The organism is Erwinia sp. TECH1, from assembly GCF_054057575.1.
In genome coordinates, this window is record NZ_JBSRZK010000001.1 from 4,183,210 (window position 1) to 4,196,916 (window position 13,707).

The window sequence follows — 13,707 nt, forward strand, 5'->3', positions numbered from 1 at the left end:
TCATGAAAAACGCCACCTTCTATTTGCTGGAAAGCGACACGCCGGTTGACGGGCTCAGCGCGCTGGAAGCGCTGGTCTGCGAGCTGGCGGAAACGCGCTGGCGCGAGGGAAAGCGCGTGCTGGTCGCCTGCGAAGATGAAGCGCAGGCGATCCGCCTGGATGAAGCGCTGTGGCGCCGTCCGGCCAGCGCCTTTGTGCCGCACAATCTGGCGGGCGAAGGGCCGAAATACGGCGCGCCGGTCGAGCTGGCCTGGCCGCAGCGCCGCGGCAACGCGCCAAGAGATCTGCTGATCAGCCTGCTGCCGCAGTTCGCAGATTTTGCCACCGCTTTCCAGGAAGTGATAGACTTCGTGCCTTACGAAGAAGAATTGAAACAGCTGGCGCGCGATCGCTATAAAGCCTATCGCAGCGTCGGATTCCACTTGAATACGGCCACGCCGCCCGTGCCCCCAACGACATAGCAGAAATGGAAAAGACATATAACCCGCAAGATATCGAACAGCCGCTCTACGAGCACTGGGAACAGCAGGGCTACTTTAAGCCAAACGGCGACACCAGCCAGGAAAGCTTCTGCATCATGATCCCGCCGCCGAACGTCACCGGTAGCTTGCATATGGGTCATGCGTTTCAGCAAACCATCATGGATACCATGATCCGCTACCAGCGTATGCAGGGAAAAAACACCCTGTGGCAGGCGGGCACGGACCACGCGGGCATCGCCACGCAGATGGTAGTGGAGCGCAAAATCGCCGCTGAAGAAGGGAAAACGCGTAAAGACTACGGTCGCGACGCCTTTATCGAAAAAATCTGGCAGTGGAAGGCGGAATCCGGCGGCACCATTACCCGTCAGATGCGCCGTCTGGGCAACTCCGTGGACTGGGAGCGCGAGCGCTTCACTATGGACGACGGCCTTTCCAACGCGGTCAAAGAAGTGTTTGTGCGCCTCTACAAAGAGAACCTGATTTACCGTGGCAAACGCTTGGTGAACTGGGATCCGAAACTGCGCACCGCTATCTCCGATCTGGAAGTGGAAAACCGCGAGTCCAAAGGCTCTATGTGGCATATCCGCTATCCGCTGGCGGACGGCGCGAAAACCGCTGACGGCAAAGATTACCTGGTGGTGGCCACGACCCGTCCTGAAACGGTGCTGGGCGATACCGGCGTAGCCGTTAACCCGGAAGATCCACGCTATAAAGATCTGATTGGTAAATTTGTCGTGCTGCCGCTGGTCAACCGCCGCATTCCGATCGTGGGCGACGAGCACGCCGACATGGAAAAAGGCACCGGCTGCGTGAAAATCACGCCTGCGCACGATTTCAACGACTATGAAGTGGGCCGTCGTCACCAGCTGCCGATGATCAACATCCTGACCTTTGATGGCGACATCCGTGAAGCCGCTCAGGTTTATGACACCAACGGCGAAGAGTCTGACGTTTACAGCAGCGACATTCCGGCAGAGTTCCAGAAGCTGGAGCGTTTTGCCGCGCGTAAAGCCATTGTTGCCGCCGTAGATGCGCTTGGCCTGCTCGAAGAAATCAAACCGCACGACCTGACCGTGCCTTACGGCGATCGCGGCGGCGTGGTGATCGAGCCAATGCTGACCGACCAGTGGTACGTGCGTACCGCGCCGCTGGCAAAAGTCGCGGTGGAAGCCGTTGAGCAGGGCGATATTCAGTTTGTGCCTAAGCAGTACGAGAACATGTACTTCTCCTGGATGCGTGATATTCAGGACTGGTGTATTTCCCGTCAGCTGTGGTGGGGACACCGTATTCCGGCCTGGTACGATGCCGAAGGCAACGTCTACGTCGGCCGCACCGAAGAAGAAGTGCGCGCAGAAAACAACCTGGGCGCGGATGTAGCGCTGAACCAGGACGAAGACGTGCTGGATACCTGGTTCTCATCCGGGCTGTGGACGTTCTCCACGCTGGGCTGGCCGGAAAAAACGCCGGATCTGAGCACCTTCCATCCGACCAGCGTGCTGGTCAGCGGCTTCGACATCATCTTCTTCTGGATTGCCCGCATGATCATGCTGACCATGCACTTTATCAAAGATGAAGACGGCAAGCCGCAGGTGCCGTTCAAGACCGTTTATATGACGGGTCTGATCCGCGACGAAGAAGGCCAGAAGATGTCCAAGTCGAAAGGCAACGTCATCGATCCGCTGGATATGGTTGACGGCATTTCGCTGGAAGATCTGCTGGAGAAACGCACCGGCAATATGATGCAGCCGCAGCTGGCGGAGAAAATCCGCAAGCGCACCGAGAAGCAGTTCCCGAACGGTATCGAACCGCACGGCACCGACGCGTTGCGCTTTACGCTGGCGGCGCTGGCCTCTACCGGTCGTGATATCAACTGGGATATGAAGCGCCTGGAAGGCTACCGCAACTTCTGTAACAAGCTGTGGAACGCCAGCCGTTTTGTGCTGATGAACACTCAGGAGCAGGACTGCGGCTTTAACGGCGGCGAGCTGGAGCTGTCGCTGGCGGATCGCTGGATCCTTGCCGAATTCAACCAGACGGTGAAGGCTTACCGTGGCGCGCTGGACAGCTACCGCTTCGATATCGCCGCCAACATCCTGTATGAGTTCACCTGGAACCAGTTCTGCGACTGGTATCTGGAGCTGACCAAGCCGGTGATGAACGGCGGTTCTGAAGCCCAGCTGCGCGGCACCCGCAATACGCTGGTGGTGGTTCTGGAAGCGCTGCTGCGCCTGGCGCACCCGATTATTCCGTTTATTACCGAAACCATCTGGCAGCAGGTGAAAGTGCTGAAGAACATCAGCGACGACACTATCATGCTGCAACCGATGCCGGAATTTGAAGAGGCGAAGGTGGATGAGGCGGCGCTGAGCGATACCGAATGGCTGAAGCAGGCGATTGTCGCGGTGCGTAATATTCGCGCCGAGATGAACCTGTCGCCGTCCAAACCGCTGGATGTGCTGCTGCGCGGCGCAAGCGCTGACGTGGTACGTCGCGTGACCGACAACCATAACTTCCTGAAATCGCTGGCGCGTCTGGACAGCCTGACCTGCCTGGCCGCCGGCGAGAAAGGCCCGGTATCGGTCACCAAGATCATCGACGGCGCGGAGCTGCTGATCCCAATGGCTGGCCTGGTGGATAAAACCGCCGAGCTGGAGCGTCTGGCGAAAGAAGTCAGCAAGCTGGAAGTGGAAATCGGCAAGATCGAAGGCAAGCTTTCTAACGAAGGCTTTGTCTCGCGCGCGCCGGAAGCCGTGGTGGCGAAAGAGCGCGAGCGCATGGCCGAGTTCGAGCAGGCTAAGCTCAAGCTGATCGAGCAGCAGGCCGTTATCGCCGCGCTGTAACCATGCCAGCCGGACGGCGTTAACCGCGCCGTTAATACTGAACGCTCCGTAACCTGTTTGCGGAGCGTTTTTTTATGCGTTAAAAAACGCAGCCAAACAAATCTTTAAGAAAGCGGTGATACATTAACGGTCTGTTATTTTTTACGGATAAAACCATGTCTGACAACTACGCCAGGCCGCAGATCGCGCTCCACTGGCTGACCGTGCTCCTGCTCACCGTTGCCTACGCCACCATTGAACTGCGGGGCTTTGCCCAGCGCGGTTCCTGGCAAGGGTTCGCCATGATTATTACGCACTTCAGCGCAGGGTTTGGCGTACTGCTGGTGATGCTGGCACGTATCTTTCTGCGCTTTCGCCATCGCAGCCCGGCTATTGCGCCGCCGATAGCGAGCTGGCAAAAAGGGCTTTCACACCTGGTGCACGCCACGCTGTACGCCTTGTTTATCGTGCTGCCGCTGCTGGGCCTCTCTTCGCGCTATCTCTCCGGACGGCAGTGGTGGCTGTTTGGCGCGACTATGCCGGTATCTGCAAATCCCGATCCGGCGCTGGCGCGAACGCTTATCCACTGGCACGAGACGCTGGCGCCGCTTGGCTACTGGCTAATTGGCCTGCACGCGCTGGCCGCCCTCTTCCATCACTATTTTCTGAAAGATGATACGCTGGCGCGCATGATGCCCGCGCGGCGCGCCACAAAGCCGTAAAGGCGGCTTTGGCCTGCGCTGCCGCCATCACCGCCTGCTTTCCCACTCTTATTTTCCCGGCCAGGTTTCCCTTTTGCATGGAAGCGGAAGATTGCATCCTCGGCCAACGGATGGTATTACACTGCCAAACTATCTAAAAAACGGCCCCAGGTTATGACCAGCACCTCTTCAGCCGATATCCGGGTTCGGCTTATTCAACCCGCTGATAATCCGCATATCGCTCACGTTATCCGTCAGGTTTCGGCGGAATTTGGCCTGACCGCCGACAAAGGCTTTACGGTCGCCGATCCCAATCTTGACCAGCTTTGCGAACTCTATCGCCAGCCCAACAGCGCCTACTGGGTGATTGAGCTGGACGGAAAAATTATGGGCGGCGGCGGCGTGGCTCCCCTCCAGGGTAGCGAAGCGGACGTTTGCGAGCTGCAAAAAATGTATTTTATGCCCGAGCTGCGCGGTCTGGGCATGGCGAAAGCGTTGGCGCTGCGGGCCATGGAACATGCGCGTGAGCTGGGCTTTAAGCGCTGCTACCTGGAGACTACCGCGTCGCTGACCCGCGCCGTGCGCCTTTATGAGCACCTGGGCTTTCAGCATATTGACGGGCCGATGGGCAACACCGGCCACGTGGACTGCGAAGTTACTATGCTGCGTTCGCTGTAGCATAGTGGATGTAAGCTATTCGTTCGCTGTATCGCTGTATCACACCAGATGTAGGCTATTCGTTCGCTGCATCGCTGTATCACACCAGATGTAGGCTATTCGTTCGCTGTAGCACAGCGGACGCAGGCTACTGCGTCACGGCCAGCTGCGAGCCTTTTTTCACGTAGCTTAGGTCGTCGATCGCTTCAATAATAAACTTCCCGGCATCGGTATAGCGGATACGGGTGACGCTGGCATTGCTGAGCGAGTGCGTCTTCGCTTTATCGCCCAGCTCGTGCAGCAGCGTCATGATGGTCATGCCGTGCGTGACGATCAGCACGTTGCCGCCGCCCTGCTGCTGCGCCTGTCGGGCAATTTCCTTAATTACCTTGTTAACCCGCTGCGCCACCTGCTGATAGCTTTCTGCCTGACCGGAAGGATCGGCCGCGTGGATCATCTGCACGATCTCCACAATGTCGACTTTCTTGCTGTTGAAAGCCGCCATCAGCTGGGCTGACGAGGCGTAACCGCTCTTTTTCCCCGCCACCGTCAGCATATTTTCATTGGTGTCGCCTTCAAAAGAGCCAAAAAAGACTTCTCTTAATGCCTCACGCTCCTGAAGAGGTAACGATTTATCACGCTCTGCCAGGATCAGCTTTGCGGTTTCCCTGGCCCGGCCCGAATCGCTGCTCCATGCGGCAATAAAGTCTACCGGCTTCAGCCCGCGCCCCGCTTTTTTGGCTACCTCCACGCCTTCCGCCGTTAAGGGCGTATCGCTCCAGCCCTGCGCGCGATGCACGGTGTTAAACAAGGTTTTGCCGTGGCGCACCACATAGAGCTCAACGTCAGCAGCAAAGCTGGCCCAGCTGCTTAACAGTAAAAAAGCAAAGAGCATCGCCTGTGTTATTCCTTTCATATTTCCCCCTGATTATAAAAGACCGAACTTCCAGGTCACACCGACTTCAGCAGAAAGGCTCGGCGAGCGCTGATACTCGCCCGCAGAATTAAGGATCGGCGTGGCGTTAATATTTTTATATGACCAGCCATAGCCTAACTGTGCGGCCAGCGTTAAATCTTTTAGCTGACCCTCACGTGGCTGCCAGCGGTTCAGCCAGGTAATTTCCCCGGTGCGGATTTTATTATTTTTATAAGAAAACTGGCCGTAGTTAACCTGAATACCGCTGGCTAAACTTTCAGTAAACTGATATTCGGTAAAAGAGGTCAGCGCCAGTTCGCCGTCGCGCAGATAATCTTTTCCGGCGGAGGTTAAGGCATTAAACCGGCCACGGGTATTTTTACCTATATAGCGATCGTAATAGCCCACCCCGTTGCGCTTTTCTGCCCGCGTCCAGGCAACACCGATTTTCTGTATCCAGCTGTCATCCTGCCAGCGTACTTCTCCGGCATAGTGCCAGGCGCTGTCGTTAAACTGTTTTTTACTTTGCGGCATCGCTTTATATTTTTCCAGCGCCTGGCTGCCGTAAATCTGTGACGCCAGCGCCCATTTCGGCGTCAGCGGATACGTAATTTCCACCAGGTGACGACGCAGATAATCCTTCGACTCGCCCCATGCCCAGGAGAACACAGCATTTTGTTTTTCCCAGCTCAGGCCGCCGGTCAGGATACTGTCGATCTCTTTGCCATCAAGGGTAAGAAAATGCACGCTATCGGGTGAATCATACATGATGGAGCGCGTTACCCAGGCCATATCCAGCTGCAGGTTCTGCCAGCGCAGCGAGCCGCTGTAGCCCTGATAGCTGTTGCGCGACAGGCGGTAAGTGTTGGTCAGCACGCCCACGTTTTTCAACTGGTGCCAGCCGCCTTTTGCTTTCAGCCCGAACGCGTCGTCACCCAGCTTTAGCTTAAGGTAGCGCTGCCCGAAGCGGCTGAAGCCGCCGGCGTTGCTTTTATCGAAGCCTGCGCCGTGATTGTAAAGGATGCCGCGCGTGGCGAAGTAGTCGCTGGCCGCCAGCTTAGCGGCTCTGGTGTAGCTGGCGTCGAAGCCCAGGGTATCACCCAGCCAGCCGGAGCGGAAATCCAGCGTGGTTGCGGCCCCCCAGGCGTTGTGCACCGCTTTGGGCTGCGCCTCATTCTCTTTCAGGTATTTCCAGTGGCTGCGCAACGTAAGATCGAGCTGCGTCTCCTTTAAAAATCGCTGGAAATCGCCGCCGCTTTCTTCAGCATGGGCGGCCACGGCGGCGAGCAGCGCCAGTAAAAAAACGTTCCTGTTTTTCATTATAGCCTTCCTTGTCAGCCGTTAAATAAATGACTCCATCTAAAAGAAACAAAAAAACCCGATCCCGTTGCGGTAATAATATCGCAAGTGGGATCAGGTTTTGCCGGTTGGTAACAATCCTGATAATGGCAGGAATATACGCCTGAAAATCTTTTCAGCCATAATAAAAATCAGGTTATGTGAAGCACGCCGCAAAATAAAAAAGAGGGGAGATTGCAAAAAAACAGGTTACGCGTAGGCGTTATTATTCCCTTTAAACCATTAGCGCCATTAATATTATTTATTAAAGGTGCCAACGCTAATAAACGGCTTCCTGAAATAATAACGCCAGAATAAAGCTGTCAATATTATCACCACGCAGGCAGCCCGCTGTGAAAACGCAGCTCGCTATCCGGTTCGCTAATTAGCTTTGCTTCCGTTTCGCCTATTTTACGCACGCGGGAAGTAATATCCGTGGCTGATATCTCGGCGGCCAGCGCCAGATAGTCCTGATAATGGCGCGCTTCCGAACGCAGCAGCGAAAGATAGAACGCGGCCAGCTCCTTATCCAGATAAGGCGCCAGGCTGGCAAAGCGTTCGCAGGAGCGCGCTTCGATATAGGCGCCGCAAATCAGCTTGTCCACCAGCGTCTGCGGCTCGTGCGTGGTCACCTCTCGCAGTAACCCTTTGGCATAGCGGCTGGCGGTAATTTTGACGTAGGGAATGGCGCGCGCCTGCATAATTTCCAGTACCTGATAAAAATGATGCAGCTCTTCTTTAATCAGCAGCACCATTTTGTCTACCAGCGTATCACCGTAGGGCACATCCGTACGGCTGATAATCGTTTTCGACAGCCCTTTATGCTGTTCCAGAAAGGCTAAATCCGCGTTTTCGCTGTGCACAAACTGCTCCCACGGTTTCAGCCAGGCCAGCAGCGCGTCGCCGCTCTCTTTATCCGCCACGTATTTGCGGATCAGCCACATGGCGGTCTGGGCGGCCTTCAGCTCGCAAACAAGATGGTCGGTGAGCAGCAGCGGCAGGTTTTCCGGCTTGCGGGCTTCGTCGATCCACTTTTGCGGCGTGCGGCAGTGCAGAAAAGCGTGAACGGGAGCAAGGAGGTCTTCGGTGATCATGCGGGCAAACAATCCGTAAAAATCAGGTTAAAAACATTGCGCCGCTCTGCGGGGAGCAGACCGGCGCAAACGGGCGGAACGGCGTCCGCCCACGGGCATCAGTGACGCGTGCCGTTGTCTTCTTCGTCGATAAGGTCGTCGTCGTCGCCTTCGTCTTCGTCCTCGGCGTCCGGATCCTCAAAGTAGGTGCCCCAGCCGTCGTAGTCCACGTTGTACTTCGCGGCCAGATCGATCAGCTGTTCGACCTGGGCGTCGATCAGTTCGGCATTCAACGCGCCTTCGCTCAGAATATCGCAGCACATCACTTTCGTGCCGTCCTCCAGCTCCAGTTCTTCCGGCTCGGTAACTTCGTAGCCCAGCTTAAACGCATCAACCGCCGCCTTTTCCAGCGCGTCGAAGCTGTCGCAGGAGAGGTGGTGTTCGATGGTGTAGAGCGCATCCGGGTCGCTGCCATCATCCAACAGCTCTTCAATAATCAGCCGCGTCTCTTCACGCTGCTCTTCCAGCAATGCTTCATTTGCCATGATCCGTTCCTCTGTGTGTGGCATATCTGTTAAGTATTTTCCCACACTGTCCTCTGCGCCACTACCTTTATACAAAAGTTTCTTCACGCCAGGGTTGAAAATGCATATTGATACAGTTAAGTTGAATTTAAATTCATTAAATATCCTCTGGAGCGCTTTATGAGTCAGTTATATCAACGCCACTTTCTCAGGCTGCTTGATTTTACGCAGGCTGAAATTACCGCTTTACTCGCGCTGGCCGCACGGCTTAAAACCGATAAGAAAAATGGCGAGGAAGTGCAGCACCTGAAAGGCAAAAACATCGCGCTCATCTTCGAAAAAGACTCGACCCGTACCCGATGCTCTTTCGAAGTTGCCGCTTACGATCAGGGCGCCAACGTCACTTATCTTGGCCCAAGCGGCAGCCAGATCGGCCATAAAGAATCAATGAAGGATACCGCGCGCGTGCTGGGACGCATGTATGACGGCATTCAGTATCGCGGTCACGGGCAGTCGCTGGTGGAATCGCTGGCGGAACATGCGGGCGTGCCGGTGTGGAACGGCCTGACCGACGAGTTCCACCCGACGCAGCTGCTGGCGGATTTGCTGACTATGGAAGAACATCTGCCGGAAAAACCCTTCAGCGAGATGGTTTTCGCCTACGTGGGCGACGCACGTAATAATATGGGTAATAGCATGATGGAGGCCGCCGCGCTGACGGGCCTGGATCTGCGCCTGGTCGCGCCGAAAGGCTGCTGGCCGGACGAGGCGCTGGTAAGCGAGTGCCGCCAGGTGGCGCAGGCAAGCGGCGGAAAAATCACGCTGACGGAAGATATTGCCGAAGGCGTGAACGGTGCGGATTTTATCTATACTGACGTCTGGGTGTCGATGGGCGAACCAAAAGCGGTGTGGGAAGAGCGTATCGCCCTGCTGCGGGATTACCAGGTCAACAGCGCGATGCTGGCGCTTACCGGCAATCCTGAGGTGAAATTCCTGCATTGCCTGCCCGCTTTTCACGACGATCAAACCACGCTGGGCCGGCAGATGGCTGAGCAATACGATCTGCACGGCGGCATGGAAGTCACCAATGAGGTGTTTGAATCCAGGCACAGCGTGGTGTTCGACCAGGCGGAAAACCGGCTGCATACCATCAAGGCGGTGATGGTGGCCACGCTGGCCCGGTTACCCTGAATCAGCGCCAGGCAATCGATTACTTTTGCTTGCCGCCGCTGACCGAATGCGTATAATGCCCCCCGTTTGTCTGGAGGATGCATGAAACTGACCACTGCTGACAGAGTAAAAATGACGCGCCTGAATGCAGGCCGGCAGTGCCGTTTTTCCTCCTTCCCGATCTGTAGAAAAAGCCCCTCATTGAGGGGCTTTTTTTTGCCCGTTTTTCCGCTTATCGGCACGCGTAGAGGAGAATGAACATGGCTAACCCGCTGTATCATAAACATATCATTTCAATTAACGATCTCAGTCGTGAAGAGCTGGAGCTGGTGCTGCGTACCGCCGCCAGCCTGAAGGCGAAGCCGCAGCCGGAGCTGCTGAAGCATAAGGTTATCGCCAGCTGCTTTTTCGAGGCCTCTACCCGCACGCGCCTGTCGTTTGAAAGCGCCATGCATCGTCTGGGCGCGTCCGTGGTGGGGTTTGCCGACGGCAGCAATACCTCGCTGGGTAAAAAAGGCGAAACGCTGGCGGATACGCTTTCCGTTATCAGCACCTACGTGGATGCCATTGTCATGCGGCATCCGCAGGAAGGCGCGGCGCGTCTGGGCACGGAGTTTTCCGGCGGCGTACCGATCCTCAACGCGGGCGACGGCGCTAACCAGCATCCAACGCAAACGCTGCTGGATCTCTTTACTATTCAGGAAACTCAGGGCCGCCTGAGCAATCTGAATGTCGCCATGGTCGGCGACCTGAAATATGGCCGCACCGTGCATTCACTGACGCAGGCGCTGGCGAAGTTCGAAGGCAATCGCTTTTTGTTTATCGCACCTGACGCGCTGGCGATGCCCGCCTATATCACCGATATGCTGGATGAGAAAGGCATTGCGTGGAGCCGCCACGACAGCATTGAGGAAGTGGTGCCGCAGGTGGATATTCTGTATATGACGCGCGTGCAGAAAGAGCGTCTGGATCCGTCAGAGTACGCCAACGTCAAAGCGCAGTTCGTGCTGCGGGCTTCCGACCTGGTCGGCGCGCGCGAAACCATGAAGGTGCTGCACCCGCTGCCGCGTATTGATGAGATTACGACGGATGTCGATGCCACGCCGCACGCCTGGTATTTCCAACAGGCGGGCAATGGTATTTTTGCCCGCCAGGCGCTGCTGGCGCTGGTGTTGAACAGCGAACTGGCTCTGTAAGAGGAACTGACGATGACACAAGATAATAAATTACAGGTTGAAGCAATTAAGCGCGGCACGGTAATCGATCATATCCCGGCGCAGATTGGTTTTAAGCTGCTGTCGCTGTTTCGCCTGACGGAAACCGATCAGCGCATCACCATCGGCCTGAACCTGCCCTCCGGCGAGATGGGCCGCAAAGATCTGATCAAAATTGAAAACACGTTTCTGACGGACGATCAAATCAACCAGCTGGCGGTTTACGCGCCGCATGCTACGGTGAACCGCATCGATAACTACGACGTGGTCGGCAAAATTTCGCCGACGCTGCCGGACACCATCGAACGCGTGCTGATCTGTCCCAACAGCAACTGCATCAGCCGCAGCGAGCCGGTCAACTCCAGCTTTGCGGTGAAAAAACGTAACGATAACGTGCAGTTAAAGTGCAAATACTGCGAGAAAGAGTTCGCGCGTCACGTGGTCATGGCGAACTGGTAATCAGTTTCGGGCGGCTTATAATGGGGCGGATCCGGGCTTTTACCGGCCTCATTTAATATGGAGAAATTATGTCTCGCGAAATCAGCACCGAAAACGCACCGGCGGCTATCGGCCCCTACGTGCAGGGCGTCGATCTGGGCAGCATGATCATCACTTCTGGCCAGATCCCGGTCGATCCTAAAACCGGCAGCGTGGCAGAAGACGTTGCCGCGCAGGCTCGTCAGTCGTTGGAGAACGTCAAGGCCATCGTGGAAGCGGCGGGCCTGAAGGTAGGCGACATCGTTAAAACCACGGTATTCGTGAAGGATCTTAACGATTTTGCTACCGTGAACGCGGCCTATGAAGCTTTCTTTACCGAGCACCAGGCCAGCTTCCCGGCACGCTCCTGCGTAGAAGTGGCCCGCCTGCCAAAAGATGTCAAAATCGAGATCGAAGCGATCGCCGTACGTCGCTAAAGCCTTCTCCTCTCCCGTCGGGAGAGGAAAGTTTTCCCCGGCCGTCAGTTTTTATTCTCTCTTTGTGCGCCTTTCGGCCTCGCCTAAAAAATTTTCACTGCGCCCGTATCTCCACTTGCCAGTTAATAGCTAACCTTAGGAAAGAACAAAAAGGCGATAACAGCGCAAACGGACCTTTTATATCGGGATTGAGCAATGACTAAAAATCCACCGTGGTGGCAGAACGGCGTTATCTATCAAATTTATCCCAAGAGTTTCCAGGACACTACCGGCAGCGGAACGGGCGATCTGGCCGGCGTGATCCAACATCTGGACTACCTGAAAAAGCTGGGCGTGGACGCCATCTGGCTGACGCCGTTTTATATCTCGCCGCAGGTAGACAACGGCTACGACGTGGCGAACTACACCGCCATCGATCCGTTATTTGGCACGCTTAACGACTTTGATAACCTGGTGGAAGAAACCCACCGGCGCGGGATGCGGCTGATCCTGGATATGGTGTTTAACCACAGCTCCACCCAGCACCACTGGTTTCACGAAGCGCTGGATCCCGAAAGCCCCTATCGCTCCTACTACATCTGGCGCGACGGCACGCCGGCCGAGCCGCCAAACAACTGGCAGTCGAAGTTTGGCGGCCATGCCTGGCGCTGGCACCCGGAGAGCAACCAGTACTATATGCACCTGTGGGCGCCGGAACAGGCCGATCTCAACTGGGAAAACGATAATCTGCGCGCCGAGCTGAAGCAGATCGTTAATTTCTGGGCCGATCGCGGCATCGACGGGCTGCGGCTGGACGTGGTGAACCTGGTTTCCAAGGACCAGGATTTTCCCAACGATCCCAACGGCGACGGGCTGCGGTTCTATACCGACGGGCCGCGCATCCACGAATATATGCGCGAAATGAGCCGCGACGTGTTCCGTCCGCGTGAATTGATGACGGTAGGCGAAATGTCTTCCGCCACGCTGGAGCACTGCCAGCAGTACGGTTCGCTGGAGGGCGAAGAGCTGTCGATGGTGTTCAGCTTCGATCACGTCGAGGTCGATTTCTTTAACGGCCAGAAATGGACGCTGACGCCGCTGGATCTGGTGGCGCAGAAGGCTATCTTCACCCACTGGCAGCATGGCATGCATAACAAGGCCTGGAACGCGCTGTTCTGGTGTAATCATGACCAGCCGCGCGTGGTTTCGCGCTGGGGCGACGAGGGGCAATATCGCGTTCAGTCGGCGAAGATGCTGGCGCTGGTGCTGCACGGGATGCAGGGCACGCCTTATATTTTCCAGGGCGAAGAGCTGGGTATGACCAACCCGCATTTCACCCGCATCCTGGACTATCGCGATATCGAAAGCCACAACATGTACGCCGAACTGCGCTCGCAGGGACGCGACAGCGATAACCTGCTGGAGATCCTCGCCAGCAAATCGCGCGACAACGGCAGAACGCCGATCCCGTGGCACGCGGGAGAAAACGGCGGCTTCACCAGCGGCACGCCGTGGATCGGCATGTGTGACAATATGGAAACGATAAACGCAGAAGCGGCGCTGGCTGATGAAAACTCGGTGTTTTACGCCTATCAGAAGCTGATCCAACTCAGGAAAGCCTATCCGATCCTGACCTGGGGCGATTACCTCGATCTGCTGCCGGATCACGCTTATCTGTGGTGCTACTGCCGCCGCTTCGAGAAAGAGGTGCTGGTGGTGGCTGCTAACTTCAGCGGCGAAACGCAGGTCTGGCACCCGCCGGCCTACAGCGGTCACTGGGATGTGCTAATCAGTAACTATCCTGATACGCATGTTACCCCTGGTGAGGTGATGCTGCGTCCGTGGGAAGCGGTCTGGTGGTATCAGAAGCGCTGGGACGGCGGCGCCAACAAGGCGTAAACCGCTTCGGTAGCAAGCAGG

The 13,707-nt window shown here is 56.3% G+C and carries 13 protein-coding genes; 9 read left to right on the top strand and 4 right to left on the bottom strand.

Going from position 1 to position 13,707, the window contains the following annotated elements; genetic code table 11:
• The first annotated feature begins 2 nt into the window (after positions 1-2).
• The 4 genes from ACVWZ0_RS19595 (at position 3) to ACVWZ0_RS19610 (ending at position 4,680) form a co-directional block, all read left to right on the top strand.
• Positions 3-461: a DNA polymerase III subunit chi gene (locus tag ACVWZ0_RS19595; protein ID WP_253458001.1), complete on the top strand. Its 459-nt coding sequence runs from the start codon at positions 3-5 to the stop codon at positions 459-461.
• A gap of 5 nt (positions 462-466) precedes the next feature.
• Positions 467-3,322 (top strand): valine--tRNA ligase, encoded by a 2,856-nt coding sequence (locus ACVWZ0_RS19600; protein ID WP_253457998.1) that lies wholly within the window; start codon positions 467-469, stop codon positions 3,320-3,322.
• Positions 3,323-3,477: 155 nt separating this feature from the next.
• Entirely contained in the window at positions 3,478-4,023 is a 546-nt protein-coding gene (gene cybB / locus ACVWZ0_RS19605; RefSeq protein WP_253457995.1) for a cytochrome b561, read from the top strand.
• A 153-nt stretch (positions 4,024-4,176) separates the two neighbouring features.
• Entirely contained in the window at positions 4,177-4,680 is a 504-nt protein-coding gene (locus ACVWZ0_RS19610) for a GNAT family N-acetyltransferase (RefSeq protein WP_253457992.1), read from the top strand.
• A gap of 127 nt (positions 4,681-4,807) precedes the next feature.
• Here ACVWZ0_RS19610 and ACVWZ0_RS19615 read toward each other — a convergent pair whose 3' ends face one another.
• The 4 genes from ACVWZ0_RS19615 to rraB form a co-directional block, all read right to left on the bottom strand.
• On the bottom strand, positions 4,808-5,575 hold the full coding sequence (locus ACVWZ0_RS19615; RefSeq protein ID WP_253457989.1) for a histidine phosphatase family protein: 768 nt from the start codon (positions 5,573-5,575) through the stop codon (positions 4,808-4,810).
• 12 nt (positions 5,576-5,587) lie between these two features.
• Positions 5,588-6,895: an OprD family porin gene (locus tag ACVWZ0_RS19620; protein WP_253457987.1), complete on the bottom strand. Its 1,308-nt coding sequence runs from the start codon at positions 6,893-6,895 to the stop codon at positions 5,588-5,590.
• Between the two features lie 350 nt (positions 6,896-7,245).
• A complete protein-coding gene (gene miaE / locus ACVWZ0_RS19625) occupies positions 7,246-8,007 on the bottom strand; it encodes a tRNA isopentenyl-2-thiomethyl-A-37 hydroxylase MiaE (protein ID WP_253457984.1) in 762 nt (253 codons plus the stop codon).
• A gap of 98 nt (positions 8,008-8,105) precedes the next feature.
• On the bottom strand, positions 8,106-8,531 hold the full coding sequence (rraB, locus tag ACVWZ0_RS19630; protein ID WP_253457981.1) for a ribonuclease E inhibitor RraB: 426 nt from the start codon (positions 8,529-8,531) through the stop codon (positions 8,106-8,108).
• Between the two features lie 159 nt (positions 8,532-8,690).
• Here rraB and argF point away from each other — a divergent pair, with 159 nt between their 5' ends.
• From argF to treC, 5 genes are all read left to right on the top strand, one after another.
• On the top strand, positions 8,691-9,701 hold the full coding sequence (gene argF, locus ACVWZ0_RS19635) for an ornithine carbamoyltransferase (protein ID WP_253457976.1): 1,011 nt from the start codon (positions 8,691-8,693) through the stop codon (positions 9,699-9,701).
• Between the two features lie 239 nt (positions 9,702-9,940).
• Positions 9,941-10,876 carry an aspartate carbamoyltransferase gene (gene pyrB, locus ACVWZ0_RS19640; protein WP_253457974.1) on the top strand — a complete coding sequence of 312 codons (936 nt, stop codon included), beginning with the start codon at positions 9,941-9,943 and terminating at the stop codon, positions 10,874-10,876.
• Positions 10,877-10,888: 12 nt separating this feature from the next.
• Positions 10,889-11,353 carry an aspartate carbamoyltransferase regulatory subunit gene (gene pyrI, locus ACVWZ0_RS19645; protein ID WP_125287136.1) on the top strand — a complete coding sequence of 155 codons (465 nt, stop codon included), beginning with the start codon at positions 10,889-10,891 and terminating at the stop codon, positions 11,351-11,353.
• 68 nt (positions 11,354-11,421) lie between these two features.
• Complete coding sequence (gene ridA / locus ACVWZ0_RS19650) at positions 11,422-11,808, top strand: 2-iminobutanoate/2-iminopropanoate deaminase (protein WP_253457971.1); 387 nt, start codon at positions 11,422-11,424, stop codon at positions 11,806-11,808.
• 195 nt (positions 11,809-12,003) lie between these two features.
• Positions 12,004-13,686: an alpha,alpha-phosphotrehalase gene (treC, locus tag ACVWZ0_RS19655; RefSeq protein ID WP_253457968.1), complete on the top strand. Its 1,683-nt coding sequence runs from the start codon at positions 12,004-12,006 to the stop codon at positions 13,684-13,686.
• Positions 13,687-13,707 lie beyond the last annotated feature (21 nt).

Excerpts from the sequence above, each read along its gene's own strand:
- rraB (WP_253457981.1), bottom strand. The coding sequence starts at position 8,531 with ATGGCAAATGAAGCATTGCTGGAAGAGCAGCGTGAAGAGACGCGGCTG.
- ACVWZ0_RS19620 (WP_253457987.1), bottom strand. The coding sequence starts at position 6,895 with ATGAAAAACAGGAACGTTTTTTTACTGGCGCTGCTCGCCGCCGTGGCC.
- ACVWZ0_RS19595 (WP_253458001.1), top strand. The coding sequence starts at position 3 with ATGAAAAACGCCACCTTCTATTTGCTGGAAAGCGACACGCCGGTTGAC.
- ridA (WP_253457971.1), top strand. The coding sequence starts at position 11,422 with ATGTCTCGCGAAATCAGCACCGAAAACGCACCGGCGGCTATCGGCCCC.
- ACVWZ0_RS19615 (WP_253457989.1), bottom strand. The coding sequence starts at position 5,575 with ATGAAAGGAATAACACAGGCGATGCTCTTTGCTTTTTTACTGTTAAGC.
- pyrB (WP_253457974.1), top strand. The coding sequence starts at position 9,941 with ATGGCTAACCCGCTGTATCATAAACATATCATTTCAATTAACGATCTC.
- argF (WP_253457976.1), top strand. The coding sequence starts at position 8,691 with ATGAGTCAGTTATATCAACGCCACTTTCTCAGGCTGCTTGATTTTACG.
- ACVWZ0_RS19610 (WP_253457992.1), top strand. The coding sequence starts at position 4,177 with ATGACCAGCACCTCTTCAGCCGATATCCGGGTTCGGCTTATTCAACCC.
- treC (WP_253457968.1), top strand. The coding sequence starts at position 12,004 with ATGACTAAAAATCCACCGTGGTGGCAGAACGGCGTTATCTATCAAATT.
- miaE (WP_253457984.1), bottom strand. The coding sequence starts at position 8,007 with ATGATCACCGAAGACCTCCTTGCTCCCGTTCACGCTTTTCTGCACTGC.
- ACVWZ0_RS19600 (WP_253457998.1), top strand. The coding sequence starts at position 467 with ATGGAAAAGACATATAACCCGCAAGATATCGAACAGCCGCTCTACGAG.
- cybB (WP_253457995.1), top strand. The coding sequence starts at position 3,478 with ATGTCTGACAACTACGCCAGGCCGCAGATCGCGCTCCACTGGCTGACC.
- pyrI (WP_125287136.1), top strand. The coding sequence starts at position 10,889 with ATGACACAAGATAATAAATTACAGGTTGAAGCAATTAAGCGCGGCACG.